The 15477-nt window shown below is 48.9% G+C and carries 13 protein-coding genes; 9 read left to right on the forward strand and 4 right to left on the reverse strand.

Features of this window, described 5'->3' with window-relative positions:
* Positions 1-20: 20 nt before the first annotated feature.
* The 4 genes from HK11_RS08110 to HK11_RS08125 are packed head-to-tail and all read left to right on the forward strand — an operon-like array spanning position 21 to position 6262.
* Positions 21-1178, forward strand: coding sequence for an efflux RND transporter periplasmic adaptor subunit (locus HK11_RS08110; protein ID WP_086554855.1), 1158 nt, complete (start codon positions 21-23; stop codon positions 1176-1178).
* Positions 1179-1185: 7 nt separating this feature from the next.
* Positions 1186-4263 (forward strand): efflux RND transporter permease subunit, encoded by a 3078-nt coding sequence (locus HK11_RS08115; protein WP_086554856.1) that lies wholly within the window; start codon positions 1186-1188, stop codon positions 4261-4263.
* Complete coding sequence (locus HK11_RS08120) at positions 4260-4925, forward strand: response regulator transcription factor (protein ID WP_086554857.1); 666 nt, start codon at positions 4260-4262, stop codon at positions 4923-4925. Before HK11_RS08115 ends, HK11_RS08120 begins: the two co-directional genes overlap by 4 nt.
* A complete protein-coding gene (locus HK11_RS08125) occupies positions 4922-6262 on the forward strand; it encodes a HAMP domain-containing sensor histidine kinase (RefSeq protein WP_086554858.1) in 1341 nt (446 codons plus the stop codon). Before HK11_RS08120 ends, HK11_RS08125 begins: the two co-directional genes overlap by 4 nt.
* 21 nt (positions 6263-6283) lie before the next feature.
* On the opposite strand, the gene HK11_RS08130 is transcribed toward HK11_RS08125, so the two are convergent.
* From HK11_RS08130 to hisC, 4 genes are read right to left on the reverse strand one after another with little or no spacing between them, the layout of a single operon-like run.
* Positions 6284-7246, reverse strand: a complete 963-nt coding sequence (locus HK11_RS08130) for an isopenicillin N synthase family oxygenase (protein ID WP_086554859.1) — start codon at positions 7244-7246, stop codon at positions 6284-6286.
* A gap of 29 nt (positions 7247-7275) precedes the next feature.
* The gene (locus HK11_RS08135) at positions 7276-7866 is read right to left on the reverse strand and encodes a HutD family protein (RefSeq protein ID WP_086554860.1); all 591 of its coding nucleotides are present in this window, start codon (positions 7864-7866) and stop codon (positions 7276-7278) included.
* A complete protein-coding gene (locus HK11_RS08140; protein WP_086554861.1) occupies positions 7866-9251 on the reverse strand; it encodes an FAD-binding oxidoreductase in 1386 nt (461 codons plus the stop codon). Before HK11_RS08140 ends, HK11_RS08135 begins: the two co-directional genes overlap by 1 nt.
* Before the next feature lie 40 nt (positions 9252-9291).
* Entirely contained in the window at positions 9292-10425 is a 1134-nt protein-coding gene (gene hisC, locus HK11_RS08145; protein WP_086554862.1) for a histidinol-phosphate transaminase, read from the reverse strand.
* Positions 10426-10734: 309 nt separating this feature from the next.
* On the opposite strand from hisC, the gene HK11_RS08150 reads away from it, so the two are divergent.
* From HK11_RS08150 to HK11_RS08170, 5 genes are read left to right on the forward strand one after another with little or no spacing between them, the layout of a single operon-like run.
* On the forward strand, positions 10735-11553 hold the full coding sequence (locus tag HK11_RS08150) for a phytanoyl-CoA dioxygenase family protein (RefSeq protein WP_086554863.1): 819 nt from the start codon (positions 10735-10737) through the stop codon (positions 11551-11553).
* 22 nt (positions 11554-11575) lie between these two features.
* On the forward strand, positions 11576-12466 hold the full coding sequence (locus HK11_RS08155) for an ABC transporter substrate-binding protein (protein ID WP_086554864.1): 891 nt from the start codon (positions 11576-11578) through the stop codon (positions 12464-12466).
* Between the two features lie 4 nt (positions 12467-12470).
* Positions 12471-13184 (forward strand): amino acid ABC transporter permease, encoded by a 714-nt coding sequence (locus tag HK11_RS08160; protein ID WP_086554865.1) that lies wholly within the window; start codon positions 12471-12473, stop codon positions 13182-13184.
* The gene (locus HK11_RS08165) at positions 13181-13960 is read left to right on the forward strand and encodes an amino acid ABC transporter ATP-binding protein (RefSeq protein ID WP_233133391.1); all 780 of its coding nucleotides are present in this window, start codon (positions 13181-13183) and stop codon (positions 13958-13960) included. Before HK11_RS08160 ends, HK11_RS08165 begins: the two co-directional genes overlap by 4 nt.
* Before the next feature lie 60 nt (positions 13961-14020).
* On the forward strand, positions 14021-15454 hold the full coding sequence (locus tag HK11_RS08170) for a cytosine permease (RefSeq protein WP_233133393.1): 1434 nt from the start codon (positions 14021-14023) through the stop codon (positions 15452-15454).
* Positions 15455-15477 lie beyond the last annotated feature (23 nt).

Below are 15477 nucleotides of genomic sequence, written 5' to 3' on the forward strand. Positions count from 1 at the left end.
AGCACAGGCACATAAACCGGATGAAGCGCTTTCTTCTGTTGCTTATTGCTCTGAATACAGGCCTCTGTTCAGCATATGCAGCGGCTTCTGATACCGTAATTACCATGAGTGCCGGGGCACAGCGCAACGCAGACCTGGTCATTTCTGCTGTACAAACCGGCACTCTGAACAATATGCTTGAGGCCATGGGCACCGTCACGGCAGAAGCAGGTCGTGTTGTGCGCATTCATCCTGCCGGCTCAGGCAAAGTACTCGACGTTCTGGTTGTTCCGGGTCAGCATGTAAAGAAAGGAGAGGTTCTGCTAACATATCAGGACCATTCTCTGCATTTACTCCATCTTGAAATCATCAAGGCACAGGCTGCCCTGACAACAGCTCAGGCAGCGTATCAGAATGCCGCTGCTGCCTATAACAGAGGTAAAAAGCTTGAAGGCGCTACGGTCACTGTGGGGGAAACAACACGACGTTTTGCCACGCTTAAAGCCGCAAAAGACGACGTAACAGCCAGACAGGCTGATGTAGAAGCTCTCAATCATCAGCTTGAAGAAGACTATAATTCAGTCACAGAGACGAACAAACCAAAAGAACCGGAAATTTCGCAGATTATTTCACCCGCTGCGGCAGAAGTACAGTCCGTTGCTGTCGGGGCGGCTGATGATATTTCTCCTGCAACAATGCTGGTCACTCTGGCCGACATGTCCTCAGTCTGGATCGTCTCAGACATCCTCCCGCATGATGCCGCAAGAGTGTCTGAAAATGGCATACAAACAACCGAGCTGCCATCAGAAACAGGAACAACTTTCCTGCCTTCAAAAATAACCTCAGCAGGTGACATAGCAGACCCGGCCACAGGTCTTGTCAGGGTTATCAGTCGTATACCAAACCCTGACGGACATCTGCGCCCGGGCATGTTTCTCAACACATATTTACCGCTCAGAAAAACAACAACCGGGGTCATTGTGCCCGAAAATGCTGTGCAGGATATTAACGGGGCCAGCGTCGTCTTTATACCAGCCGGTGCTGATCATTTCAGCCCGCGGGCGGTTCAGGTCGGCGCATCAGGTAACGGTCAGAAAGTCATTGTCTCCGGCCTTTCTGACGGAGAGAAAATAGTCACCCACGGCGCGTTTGCTCTTAAAGCAGTCATGCTGATGTCTGATACAGGCGACGGAGAGTAATAGCTTCATGATGGCTTTTTTATCCGCTCTCTACGGGCGACGCTGGCTTGTGGCTACCTTTTTACTGCTGATTTTTATCGCAGGCTGCCTCATGGTGCGTGACCTGCCGGTCGAGGCTGTGCCGGATATCTCCCCTCAACAGGTTCTTGTCACAGTTGTTGCGCCAGGTCTCGCCACCGAAGAAATTGAACAGCTTATTACCTTTCCGGTTGAGGCTAGCATGGCCGGTATTCCTGACATCACAGATCTTCGTTCGGTTTCCCGCTCTGGCGTATCAGTCGTCTATGTACAGTTTGCAGATAATACAGACATCAACCTCGACCGCACCCGTGTGGAAGAGCGTATTCAGCAGGCAAAAGAGCTTATCTCCGTTCCTGGCATCAGCATTAATATCGGTCCGCTGACAACTGGCCTTGGCGAGATTATGCAGTTGCAGATTAAGGGCGAAGGATATTCGCTTATGGACCTGAACCGCCTGATGACATGGACTGTTGCCCCTCAGCTTAAACTGGTGCCGGGCGTTGTCGATGTGAATATAAGCGGTGGCGCAGAACAGACTTTTCAGGTCACACTTAACCAGGCCCGCCTGCTGGCACTTGGCGTGTCCGCCGGAGATGTTTTTCGTGCAGTGGATGGCAATAATGCTGCCTCTGGCGGAGGCTGGATTGAACATGGAGCAGAACAGCAGATTATTGCAGGACGCGGCCTGATCAGCTCTCTTGATGATTTTGCTTCAGTTCCGGTCCGGACAAATGCTGATGGTTCAGCTATTTTTCTGCGTGATATCGGGCAGGTTTCTATGGGACCAAGAACACGCCTTGGCGCTATGACACGTGATGGCCAGGGAGAGATTGTTACCGGTGTGGTGATGATGCAAAAGGGAGCAAGCTCAAACGCAACGCTTGCTGCTATTCATGCTGCCTTACCTGCTATTCGTCAGTCTCTCCCTCATGGTGTGACGCTCGAACCTTATTATGTGCGCTCTGCTCTGACTTCTGACACCATCAGCACCGTGAAAGAAAATCTTATAACCGGTGCTCTTCTGGTTGTGGGTGTCCTGATTGCTGTGACGGGTGAATGGCGTGCTTCGCTGGTTATTGCCTCCGTTATTCCGTTTGCGCTCGTCTGTGCCATGACAGGCATGCGCTGGTTTGGCATTTCTGCTAACCTTTTAAGTCTGGGTGCCATTGATTTTGGTATGATCGTGGACAGCTCTCTGGTTGTTGTTGAAAATCTGATGACACACCGCGCCCGTGATCAGAAAAACGGTCAGAAAACACCATTATCTGCCATGGCGCTATCCTCTGCGGCAGAGGTGCTGAGACCTGTCAGTTTTGGTATTTTAATTATCATTATTGTTTACCTGCCCATCCTGACGTTACAGGGGATCGAGGGTAAAATGTTTCGTCCTATGGCACAGACGGTCATTCTCGCTCTCCTGGCATCATTATTTTACTGCATCGTTGGGATACCCGTTATTGCCGCGATGACCATGAAAGCTGAAGGCGCACATCGTGACACACTCCTGGTCAGCCGGATGCGTCGCATTTACCTACCTCTCCTCAGCTGGTGTGAAAATCGCTCCGGGCTACTCTTTTCTCTTACGGCAGTCATTTTCTCCTGCTCAGTCTGGGTTGCCCTTCACCTTGGTGGCGAGTTTATTCCCTCTCTCGACGAGGGCATGCTCACTGTTTCAGCAACACGTCTGCCGAGTATTTCATTGCCTGAAGTACTGAAAGAAGTCAGTATCGAAGAACGTATTCTGCGCCGTTTTCCCGAGGTGACCAGTGTCGTGAGCTCTACAGGCACATCAGCTATCCCGACTGACCCCATGGGCCTCAATGAAACAGATAGCTTTATTTTTCTGAAACCTCCTTCACAGTGGACAACAGCACACACGCAGGAGGGACTGGTCACAGCGATGAATAAAGCACTCAACAATGAACTGCCCGGCATGGAACTTTCATGGAGTCAGCCTGTGCAGATGCGTATGGATGACCTCCTCTCAGGTGTGCGTACCCAGATTGCTGTTTCAATATACGGAGATAACCTCGATACACTGGCTCATCTCGGCGACAGGACTGTCAGCATTTTAAAAGCTATTCCCGGAGCAGCTGACGTTGCTGCACAGGGAGAAGGCACTGTGCCTTTTATTCATATAGACATTGATCGCCGTCAGGCAGCCCGCCTTAATGTCTCTCAGCAGGAAATACTCAATGTGGTGGAGGCCATTGGCGGCCATATCGGACGGCCTGTTACAATTAATAACGCTCTGATCAGCACACAGGTACGATATGACCCTGCCCAGGCAGGAACGCGTGAACAGATCGGTCACCTGAGAGTGCGCCGCTCTGATGGAAAAGGGGCTGTTTTTCTGTCTGAGGTTGCCAAAATTACTGTGCAGAATGGTCCGCCTCGTATCAGCAGAGACGGAATACGCCGTCGTTTAATTGTACAGGCTAATGTACGCGGCCGCGACCTGAGTTCTTTTGTAAAAGAGGCACAAAAAGAAATCGGACAGAAGATAAAATTACCGGCAGGCTATCGTATTACCTTGGCAGGTCAGTTTCAGAACTTACGTTCAGCCATGGCACGACTGGAAATTGTTGTTCCCATAGCTCTTATTCTCATTTTCGTGCTCCTGACTGTCGCTCTGAATTCTGCCCGGCTTGCTGGCCTTGTTTTTATTAATCTTCCCGTTGCGGCAACTGGTGGAATTTTTGCTCTGGCCATGCGCGGACTACCGTTTAGTGTATCAGCAGGCATTGGTTTTATCGCCTTATCAGGTGTTGCTGTGCTCAATGGCGTTGTGCTTATGACTGCCATCAATACGCTGCGTCGTTCTGGTTATGCTGCTGCTCAGGCCGCATTTGAAGCCGCTAAAGACCGTTTTCGTCCGGTTATGGCAACAGCACTGGTCGCCAGCCTTGGGTTTATTCCTATGGCCATTTCAACAAGTGCCGGGGCAGAGGTCGAACGGCCATTAGCCACTGTTGTCATTGGCGGGCTGATCTCCTCAACTCTGCTGACACTGCTTGTGCTACCCTCCTTATATGCCCGGACGATGAAAAGCCGTGAACGATGAAAATTCTGATTATTGAAGATGAAAAAGCTCTCGGCTCTGCTGTCAGAGATCGCGTGCGCCAGGCAGGACATACCGTAGACTGGTTTACGAACCTGAGTGATGCCCGGGCTGCACTAAAAGTCTCTTCATATGATTTTTTATTGCTTGATCTGGGGTTACCCGATGGGAACGGACTTGAACTGGTGCGCGAAATACGCCGGCAACGATCTTTACTGGCCATTCTGATTACGACAGCGAGAGACCAGATCAGTGATCGTATTTCAGGCCTTTCAGAAGGTGCTGACGATTATATTGTCAAACCTTATGACCTTGATGAACTGGTCGCCCGTATTGATGCTGTCTCAAGACGTTATACTGCTTTACCGGATAATATTATAACCTGTGGTAATATCATCATCGATTTATCACGACGCCAGCTTATACAAAATAAAAATACAATAGACCTCTCAGCGCGCGAATGGGCTGTTATTGAACTCCTGGCACGCAGACCTGGTGCACTGTGCAGCCGCGAACAGATTGAAGATGCCCTTTACAGCCTGAGCGATGATGTTGAGAGCAACGCGATTGAAGTTTTCATCAGCAGAATACGAAAAAAAACCAGTCCTGATCTTATTACAACCGTACGCGGCAGAGGATACAGGCTGGCAGGAATCAGCTTATGAAACAATGGAGCCTGGCATCACGCATTGTATCCGGGACACTCATGGTCGTGCTGGGCGCCCTGGTTGTTCTGAGTATTCTTATTGCAGCTTTCACCCGTTTTGAAGTGACGGAGCGCCTTGATAACTCTTTGCAGGAAGTTGCCGAACGCCTTGAGTTTGTTGTCGGCAAACTTGATGAAAGCGGAAAAAATACTTCCATACCAGGCGGACGCATTGCCTATCTGTCAGGTGTCAACAGACGCACACTGGCATATCAGATTGCCGGGACAGACGGACATCTGGAAGTCAGGTCACAAAATGCACCACCAAAGCTGTTTATACCTGATCTCAAAACTGGTTTTTACAATGCTCCCTCATTTCGGGTCTATGTTGTGCCCTCAGCCTCAGGGCACCATTATATTCTCGTAGGAGAGCCTGACTTTCACAGAAACGAAGCTGTAAGACGGGCTGTTCTTATTTCAGTTTTACCAATGATTATCTTTTTTCCGGCAATATGGATTTTGGTACGGTGGCACGTGCGACATGCAATGCGCCCTCTGACATGCTTACAGCAGGAAATAAGAAGTCGCGGAGGCTCTAATCTGGAACCGGTGCCGCCGCTTGATTTACCAGAAGAACTTGTGACTATTCATACAGCTGTTAATCTTTTACTCGAACGCCTTAAAATGGCTCTGTCCACCGAAAGAGCTTTCGCTGCCAATGCAGCTCATGAGCTAAGGAATCCTGTCGCGGCGTTGCTGGCACAGGTTCAGCTGCTAAAAGCAAAGCTCGCTGCATCAGACCATGAAGAACAAGCCAGAACAATTATGCAGCAGACCCGGCGTATCGGAAGAACAATGGAGAAACTGCTTCAGCTTTCAAGGGCAACATCAGGTATTGCTCTGAGTGGGGAGAGTTTTGATCTGATACCAGTTATTCGGTTTTTAGCAGAAGAGCTTCAGCGTGAGAATCACTGTATTATAAAAATTTCAGGTGTTAACGGCTTACTCCTTAAAGGAGATATGGATATTGCTGGCATTTTGTTTCGTAACCTTCTTGAAAATGCTGTTCTTCATGGATTATCCGGACAAGCTGTCAAAGTAAAAATTACTGAGGACCAGTGTGTTATGATTACCAATGACTGTGTTTCACTCTCTCCTGAGAATCTGAAAGATCTGGAAAAACCATTTATCAGAGGTCAGACAAATGCAGACGGGAGCGGCCTGGGACTTGCCATTGCACGGCAAATAACTGAGCAGCTTGGAGCTGAGATGAATGTCACCTCACCGATCCCTGAGCAAACAAGAGGTGTTATGGTTAGTATAAAATTTCAGTCATCTAAAAAAAATAAAAAATGATAAAAGTTTTTACATACCTCATCATTTCTTAGATTTGTTTTTTTGCTGAGAATCTCGGATACGCCCCATAATATACGCACCGGCTGTCACAGGCTCATAGCAGGATGCCTGCCCCTCAGGCAAACCAAGATCCCGGGGATTAATAACAGCATCAAAGTCAGGATCATAAAAAGTTGCAATAGAAAAGCGTTCTTTACCTGATTTATTTAAAACACGGTGCATATTAGAACGGTAACGATTATTAGACCACCGGCATAATAAATCACCAATGTTAATCACAAGAGTGCCGGGCACAGGTGCTGCAGGAACCCATTCATTCTGAAGATTCTGCACCTCGAGGCCGCCAGTATCATCCTGCCATAATAAGGTAATACAACCATAATCTGTATGAGGGGCAACACCGTAGGTAATGCTTGTTGTGTCAGCGGGCATTTGAGCCGGCGGGTACCATATGGTCTGTGTTCTCTGCAACGGATAATGATATTTTTTTTCAAAAAAATTACTGTCAAGATTGAGAGAGTTTGCGACAGCCTTTAGCAGTAACTGCCCACACTGAGCCGCAGCCTGATAATAATTTAAAAAAGCCTGCCTGAATGCCGGCCGTCCTTCAGGCCATACATTAGGCCCCTGTAAATCGTTCTGCGGCGGGCTTTCCATTCCATCCGGCGGAAACTCAGGACCGATCTGAAAAAATTCTTTATAGTCAGGACGTTCGGCACCATACATAATTGTACGGTTAAGCGCATTAAATCCACGCACTGCCTGCTTTGGGCGATACTGATCTTTTTCTGAAAGAGGAAGATGAAAAAAATCAAGAGATTCCCGGCGCAAATTTTCAATATATACATCAGGAATACCATGATTTTTTACATAACAGAAACCAGAGGTAATAAAAGCATGATGAATTTGCTTCCCCGCAAGAGCAATGTCACCTGCACGAGCAGGAGCAAGATCAATAACGGGTATAAAACTATTTTCAGTCATTACGTTATTCCCTCCTCTTTGTGAAAAAATTATAAAATTATCCTGAATAAGCTACTTTCTTTCTCTTGTGGTATCAGGATATTTTCAGAATTATCTGATACAACACAGTTCCAGACTTCACCCGGGAGAAGTCTCATATCTGATGAATCATTACGTGACAAAACCCATCGTCCGACAGATGGAAAAATAAATACTCTCTGCGTTCCTTTATTTTTTCCTGAAAAAGAAAATTGTTTGTCAAAAAAAGAAAAATCTATTTTTTTGACATTATCTTTCTCATCTTTAATCATCAGGTTTAAAGCCTGGACACCTCCGGCTGAGCATGCAGACAAAACATCCTCATCTCCGGAAAATTCAATTGGACTATTCTTATTTTTTATCAGGTGACACCACGATTTATCTTTTGCAGACAAGGCAACCTCACCCTGGCTCAGTATAGCAAAATAACGCCACCAGCCCCGGAAACGGGAAAAAGGTGCATCATTCAAAATATCAGCCACACTCAAACGCCACTGCAATCCGGCACCAGAGGTTGTCTCCTCTGCAATAAGGCGCGTGACACCCTGACCATTACGCCAGGGCTGCGCCCTGATTTCAGATAAACACTGGCGCTGCCACATCAGCCGGCAACTTCAGGCAGCATTTTACCCGGGTTTAAAATATTATTGGGGTCAAAAGATTTTTTCATCATACGCATAACATCCAGAGCAACTGAACCATGCTCGCGTTCCATAAATTCCTTTTTACCGAAGCCGATCCCGTGCTCGCCGCTACATGCCCCGCCCAGAGAAAGCGCACGTCCGACAATTTTACGATCAAGCTCAAGCGCACGCTCCAATCCGTCAGGCTCAGGCGGCACAAGAATAACCGTATGGAAATTACCATCACCCACATGCCCGACAATAGGAGCAAGCAGGCCTGACTCCTCAATATCGCGCTTACTGCCAGTAATCAGCTCAGTCAAAGCCGAGACAGGCACAACGGCATCAGTCGCCAGCCCCCGATGATTAGGGCGGTAAGCAAGACAGGCCCAGAAAGCATTATGCCGGGCTTTCCATAATTCATTACGGTTTTCGGGGTTATTACTCCACAAAAAGCCTTTACCATTATGGTCATCGACAACACTCTCCATTGTCTCAACCTGCTCTTTCACAGCAGCAGGCGCACCATGGAACTCGAAAAACATCGTCGGGAGGACATCATATCCCTCCATTTTAGAGTAACGAATGCATGCATCCATCTGCACTTCATCCATTAATTCCATACGACCAACAGGCAGGCCGAGCTGCATGGTTGTTACAGCAACATTGACAGCATCTTCCAGTTTTTCAAACTGGCACACGGCTGTCGCTACAGCCTCTGGCTGACCATGTAAGCGCAGCTGCACCTCAGTAATAATGCCTAATGTCCCCTCCGAACCGACAAAAAGACGTGTCAGATCATATCCGGTGGCAGATTTACGCACCCTGCCACCTGTACGCATCACACGACCATCTGCCAGAACAACGGTCAAACCAAGGGTATTTTCACGCATTGTGCCATAACGCACAGCTGCTGTGCCTGAGGCACGGGTGGCACACATCCCCCCCAGCGTAGATTCTCCACCCGGATCAACCGGAAAAAACAACCCGCTGTCACGCAAATAAGCATTAAGAGCATGACGCGTAACCCCTGCCTCAACACGGCAGTCCATATCCTCAGCATTCACTTCAAGGATACGGGTCATACGGGAAAGATCGAGACTAATACCCGTCTCTGAAGGGGTAACATGCCCTTCAAGTGAAGTGCCCCCGCCAAAAGCCACAACCGGCACAGAATGCTCGTTGCAGGCTTTAAGAACAGCTGAAACTTCTTCAGTACTTTCGGCAAAAATAACCGCACCAGGCAGACATCCCTCCTGCCAGCCCTCGCCATGAGCATGATGCTCACGCACAGCTTCTCCGCGAGAAATACGATCACCGAAAATTTCAGCTAATTCTGTCAGAACATGTTCAAGGGCAGACATAATAAACTTTCCACAACAAAGCGATGGCGAATCTGCTGTCTTACAAACTCAGATCAGCGAGAGCGTGAAGAACTGTATCATTTTCCTCGGGCAGGCCAATACTGATACGCACCCAGTTTTCAAAACCAGGCTCTTTCCACGGCTTAATAATAATGCCTCGTTCAAGTAACGCATCTGCAAGCTGAGCTGCACCCTGCGTCGTGCGGACAAATACAAAATTGGTCCAGGCAGGAGCAACAAAAAAACCAAGCTCTCTGAGGGCCTTCGCCATGCGCTCTCTTTCAGCAATCCCTTTTCGGATACAGTCTTTCATATATGCGACATCTGCAAGCGCCGCACTGGCCGCAATCTGGGCCGGCATATTTGTGTTAAACGGATCGCGCACAGTATCAAGCACTGAAGCAACCTCCTCTGACGAGGTCAGGGCATAGCCAATACGTAAGGCTGCCAGCCCATACGCTTTAGAAAAAGTACGCAGGATAATCCAGGGGCGCCCCTGCTTCTCGAGTAATGCACGCGCATCAGGATAGTTCGGGTCTTCCTCTGCATATTCCCGATAAGCTTCGTCAACGACAATGAGGGCATCCTGCGGACAGGCCTCGATCAGCTCAGAGAGATCTGCTCCGGTCATCATACAACCTACCGGATTAGAGGGGTTTGAAAACATTAAAATTTTCAAAGGTTTCTTTACCGCAGCCAGTAAGGCAGCCTGATCAAAAGTCGCTTCTGCAGTGACCGGAACAGCATCGACCTCAGCCCCCATCATACGCGGATAAATTTCGTGCAGACCAAAAGCTGGCCTGACCGTTACCACACGATCACCTGACGAAAGATATGCCTCGGCAATCAGGCGGATAATCTGCTCTGAGCCATTCCCGACCAGAACACGCTCTGCCTCGGTCATATGCGCCCGCGCGATATCATGACGCAGCAAAGCGGCACCCGCATCAGGATAACGCCCCAGCCGGTCTGCCAGACCTGCCCACCCGGCTTTAACCTGCGGTGAGGGGCCATAAGGATTCTCATTACTTCCCAGCTTAACAATCTTTGTAAGATTATAACGCCTGCGGACCTCATCTTCTGAAAGACCAGCATTATAACGGGGCAACATCGAGACTTCAGCCCGGCATAATGCCTTATGACCTGAAAATGAGAGTGCTACAGAATCCAACATCCCGAAGAAACCTCCTGCCTTAAGCGGTATTCGTCATTAATGTATAGACATTTAAAACCTGTAAAGAGAGAAATGTATAAGATTTGTGCCCTGCGCATATTTTACACTCATCGGGACAGGAGAAGCCTGAAGGAAAAGCCCGGAAACACTGTGTTTTTCTTAATAAATTTGAAAATATGTTAATATTCAATAATGTTTTCCCTCATTTCATCTCAGGGCATACAAAAATTCTACGCCTGTTTTTTCTTCTTGACCGATCGTGTACATACAACATATTGTTTTGATATCGGAACATGAGGAAAACCGCTTATGGCCCTTCCTGCTCATCAGATCATGTTGGACGACGCAACCATTTCAGCATTTCAGACTGAAGGCGTAGCCGTTGTTCGCGGCGCCTTCTCAGACTGGACAGAGCTTCTGCGCGATGGCATGGCAGCCACCATGGCAGCTCCCAGCCCGCTCGAACGCTCTTACCAGCCTGAAGGCTCTGCTCCGTTTTTTCAGGATCTGTGCAACTGGCAGCGTATCCCACAATTTAGAAAATTCATCGAAAACTCACCCGTTGCAGGTATAGCCGCCCAGCTGATGCAGGCGCGTGAGGTACGCTTTTTTCATGACCACGAACTGGTCAAAGAACCTGGCACAACATTAGTAACCCCATGGCACCAGGATAGTCCGTATTACTGCGTGACGGGAGAGAAAACACTCAGTTTGTGGATACCTCTTGATCCTGTCTCAAAAGATCAGTGCCTGGAGTGTGTGGCTGGCTCGCATAAGGAGGGTATAATTCACCGCCCCCGGCGTTTTGACGGATCGAAACTGTATAAAGACGATTCTCTGCCAGAAATGCCCGACATTAATGCAAACCGTGATGCATATACTATCCGCAGCTGGGACCTTGCCCCGGGGGATGCCATCGCTTTTGATTTTCGTATAATCCACGGTGCGCCGGCCACAACCGGCACCACGCAAAGACGGCGTGTGTTTTCTGCCCGCTGGGTAGGAGAAAATGCCCGTTTTGCTGACAGGGGCGGCAAAGGCTCCCCCCCCTTCCCGCACCTTACACTCAAAGACGGAGACCCGCTGGAAGGACCCGACTTCCCCCTGCTGTATAAAGCAACAGCCTGAACAGAAATGTGGAGAAGGTGGCATGACAAAATATGATCATTCCTGGCGCCTTCTTTTCTGTCTCACTATCAGCTGTTTTCTTACCCCCATATTCTGCTTGCCGGCTTATGCAGAGTGCCTTGATGATATTCGTCAGGCAGGCATGCTAACGGCTGGCAATGCGCTTCTTGGCGCACACCCCTCCCTCTGGCAGGATAAAGAGGGCGTCTATCATGGTATTGACGCAGACCTTTTACAGGAACTGACCAAAAGGCTGGATATACCGCATTCGCAATTTATCATCACAGAATGGACCACACTGGTCCCGGGCCTGAAAGTCGGCCGGTGGGATATTATCCTGTCTGATCTGACAATTACTGAAGAGCGCATTGCCTATGCGCATATTGCCTACTCACGCCCTTATTTTATGTTGTATGACCGTATTATCGTACCAGAAAACTCCCCTCTTCATACTCTGGATGATCTGAAAACAGCTAACCTGGGGTCTGTGCTGGGCACAACAGATTCAATGACGGCTCATATGCTGGTCGATAAAAATATTGCTGCAAAAGTAAGCGATTTTAATACCTTTGGTGACCCGTTTGTTGCCCTGAGAAACAAACAGGTTGATGCTGTCGTTGTCGACCAGGGCACTCTGCAGGCTCAGAAAGAGCACTTTGCAGGACTGCGCACTATCGGACCTCCACTTTTTTATGAACCCAAACCTGCCTGGAAAGATGCCCAGGCAAAGGCCAGCTACCGTCTGGGCGATGAGGGTATTGTCGTGCGTAACACCTGCCCTCTGCTGCTTAAAGCTATTAATAAAGCAATGGATGATATGAAACAGGATGGCACGCTTCGCACCATCCTCAGGCGCTACCATGTCTGGGAAGAGTTGCAGGACCACCTGAACCAGAACGAACAGACGGAGTAACACAATGAGCGTTTTCTGGTCTGAAGTGCATGAATATCTGCCTTTTCTCCTTAGTGGCGCAGAAGTAACTCTTCAGCTCTCCTTCATCAGCATGGCCGGAGGCATGATACTGGGTTTTCTCACAGCTACAGGGCGGCTGTCCGGCAGTCGCCTCATACGATGGCCGCTTGAGGCCTATGTCGAAATCTGGCGTGATACACCCCTTATTGTGCAATTACTGCTTATCTATTTCTCTCTCCCTGAGCTGGGTATTATTCTCCCTGCGTTCTGGGCTGGTGCACTGGGCCTGACCCTGAACCTGTCAGCCTATCTGTCTGAAGTCTACCGTGCAGCCATTCAGGCTGTTGATGAAGGACAGAAATCTGCGGCCATTTCTCTGGGCATGTCCCCTCTTCAGATTTACCGGCGCCTTATTATTCCTCAGGCTTTTGTTGCTTCTCTCCCCACCCAGGGCGGCTATTTTATTGCTTTACTGAAAGACTGTTCTCTGGTTTCTTTTATCTCTGTCAACGAACTTTTACGACATGCAACAATCGTCATCTCGAACACGTTTGACAGTATGAACACGTATCTGATGGTCGCACTGATCTACTTCATTATGAGTTTTACCAGCGCACGCTGTGTCAGCTGGCTTGAACGTAAACTCACCCCTTCACGCCACACCAAAGGCAGCGTTGCCAATGTCATGCCAGAAGCTATGGAAGGGATTACACCATGACAACAGCAGCTCCGGTGCTAACGCTACAGCAGGTTTATAAATCATATGGCAGTCACGCTGTTCTGCGCGGTGTTGACCTGACTGTTTTACAGGGAGAGGCCCTTTTTATCATCGGCCCCAGCGGAGGAGGTAAATCTACTTTACTGCGCTGCATTAACTTTCTCGAACGTCCCGAAGCTGGCAGCGTCACCTTTCTGAACCAGAAACTCTGCCAGCACTATCGCTCACACTTTGAAATTGCCCCTGAAAAACAACTGCGGCAGGCAAGAGCTCGCATGCCTATGGTTTTTCAGCAGTTCAACCTCTTTTCACACCAGACCACCCTGGAAAATGTGATGGAAGCGCTGTTAACCGTCAAAAAACTCCACAAAGATCAGGCCGTCATACTGGCACGCCACGCTCTGGACAGGGTCCAGATGCTGCAAAAACAAAACAACTACCCCCACCAGCTTTCAGGCGGCCAAAAACAACGTGTCGCCATAGCCCGGGCACTGGCGATGGAACCTCCTGTTATTTTGTTTGATGAGCCAACAAGTGCACTTGACCCTGAGCTGGTCAGCGGCGTGCAAAGTATTATTCGTGACCTGTCAGCACAGGGGCTGACGCTGCTGACTGTCACACACGACCAGGCCTTTGTACAGTCAACCGCACACAAAGTCTGTTTTTATGCTGATGGCCATATCGTGGAAAGCGGCCCGCCAGAGCAGATTTACAACACACCCCGCACTGAACGGGTGCGTCAGTTTGTTCATTCTGTCAGTGCCCGCCATCACTGATTTTTATTACGATAAAGAAATATACTAATGCCATATAATACTGCACAGGAAAATACTATTATGCCCACAGATATCGCTGGCACGCAGGATCACGGCATGACACTTCCACCCACTGAGCAACCCACTACCGGTACAGCCGCAACAATTGAACACAGAACCATCTACCCCATTCCTCACTCTGAAAGAATGGGACACCCGCGCGACCTGTTCTCCGTCTGGTTTGGCACGAACACTACTATTCTGACAGTTATTACCGGTGCACTGGCGTCAGTAGTTTTTCACCTCCCCCTCATGACAGGCTGCCTGGCCCTTTTAGCCGGCAACCTGATTGGCGGTGTCTTTATGGCACTGCATGCAGCACAGGGACCACGACTGGGGGTGCCGCAAATGGTACAAACATGTGGGCAGTTTGGCTCCATGGGAGCTGTGCCTATGATTGCCCTGGTAGTCTTTATTTATGTTGGTTTCTCGGCTTCTAATCTGGTTGTCGGGGGTGAGGGCTTTCAGTTATCTGTGCCATGGCTTGGCTACACAGGCGGCGTTTTGGCTGTCACGGTGCTGTCAGCTTTCCCTGCCTTCTGGGGGTATCGCACCATTCATGCCATGACAAAAATCATCTCTGTGGCATGCGGAGCCGCCATTATATGGGCACTGGTCGTCGTTATGAGCAACAGTGACGCCATGACAACCCTCCATCATTTCGGGCACACCACATTATCAGGCTTTATGGGTGCCGTCTCTGTTGCTGCTTTATGGCAGCTGGCTTACGCGCCTTATGTATCAGACTACTCACGCTATCTGCCAGACAGCAAACAGGGAGCACAGCACGCTTTTCATGCTACCTACTGGGGCTCTGCTCTGGGCACAATCCTTCCTATGTTTCTTGGTGCAACACTGGGGGCAGTCACACCCCATGGCTCAGATATTCTGCCAACGCTCATGCATTATCTGGGCAGCGGCGGCCCGATTGTCATGGCTACTCTGATTATCGGCATTACTGTCGCCAATGGTATGAGCATATACTGCGGTAGCCTGTCTTCCCTCATGCTACTGCAAATGGCCTGCCCCAAACGTCATTTTGGCATGAAAACACGTATGTTGATTACAGCAGGAATCATGCTTTTTGTGCTCGCACTCACTATGCTCATGACGCACAATTTTATGGAGACATATACAGAATTTCTTAATTTTCTGATGATCATTATGATCCCGTGGACTGCGATCAACCTGATTGATTACTACCTTGTGCAACATGGCACTTATGATGTTGCTTCATTTTTTAAAGCGGACGGAGGCCTGTACGGGCGTTATAATACGCCTGCCCTTATATGCTACGTAATTGGCATTGCTGTGCAAATTCCTTTTATATCAAATACGTTTTATACCGGCCCTTTTGCCAGCATGATGGATCATACCGATATTTCGTGGGCTGCCGGCCTTATTCTGACATCACTGTTTTATATACTTTCTATCAAATACCGTAAGGTTTCGTAAAAATCATAACCTGAACGAGTTTA

The organism is Acetobacter sp. DmW_043, assembly GCF_002153485.1.
Taxonomy (GTDB): domain Bacteria; phylum Pseudomonadota; class Alphaproteobacteria; order Acetobacterales; family Acetobacteraceae; genus Acetobacter; species Acetobacter thailandicus.

Bases quoted from the DNA above. Each gene is read 5' to 3' on its own strand.
- HK11_RS08165 (WP_233133391.1), top strand. From the start codon at position 13,181: ATGACAACAGCAGCTCCGGTGCTAACGCTACAGCAGGTTTATAAATCA.
- HK11_RS08150 (WP_086554863.1), top strand. From the start codon at position 10,735: ATGGCCCTTCCTGCTCATCAGATCATGTTGGACGACGCAACCATTTCA.
- HK11_RS08160 (WP_086554865.1), top strand. From the start codon at position 12,471: ATGAGCGTTTTCTGGTCTGAAGTGCATGAATATCTGCCTTTTCTCCTT.
- HK11_RS08130 (WP_086554859.1), bottom strand. From the start codon at position 7,246: ATGACTGAAAATAGTTTTATACCCGTTATTGATCTTGCTCCTGCTCGT.
- HK11_RS08170 (WP_233133393.1), top strand. From the start codon at position 14,021: ATGCCCACAGATATCGCTGGCACGCAGGATCACGGCATGACACTTCCA.
- HK11_RS08110 (WP_086554855.1), top strand. From the start codon at position 21: ATGAAGCGCTTTCTTCTGTTGCTTATTGCTCTGAATACAGGCCTCTGT.
- HK11_RS08120 (WP_086554857.1), top strand. From the start codon at position 4,260: ATGAAAATTCTGATTATTGAAGATGAAAAAGCTCTCGGCTCTGCTGTC.
- hisC (WP_086554862.1), bottom strand. From the start codon at position 10,425: ATGTTGGATTCTGTAGCACTCTCATTTTCAGGTCATAAGGCATTATGC.
- HK11_RS08155 (WP_086554864.1), top strand. From the start codon at position 11,576: ATGACAAAATATGATCATTCCTGGCGCCTTCTTTTCTGTCTCACTATC.
- HK11_RS08135 (WP_086554860.1), bottom strand. From the start codon at position 7,866: ATGTGGCAGCGCCAGTGTTTATCTGAAATCAGGGCGCAGCCCTGGCGT.
- HK11_RS08115 (WP_086554856.1), top strand. From the start codon at position 1,186: ATGATGGCTTTTTTATCCGCTCTCTACGGGCGACGCTGGCTTGTGGCT.
- HK11_RS08140 (WP_086554861.1), bottom strand. From the start codon at position 9,251: ATGTCTGCCCTTGAACATGTTCTGACAGAATTAGCTGAAATTTTCGGT.
- HK11_RS08125 (WP_086554858.1), top strand. From the start codon at position 4,922: ATGAAACAATGGAGCCTGGCATCACGCATTGTATCCGGGACACTCATG.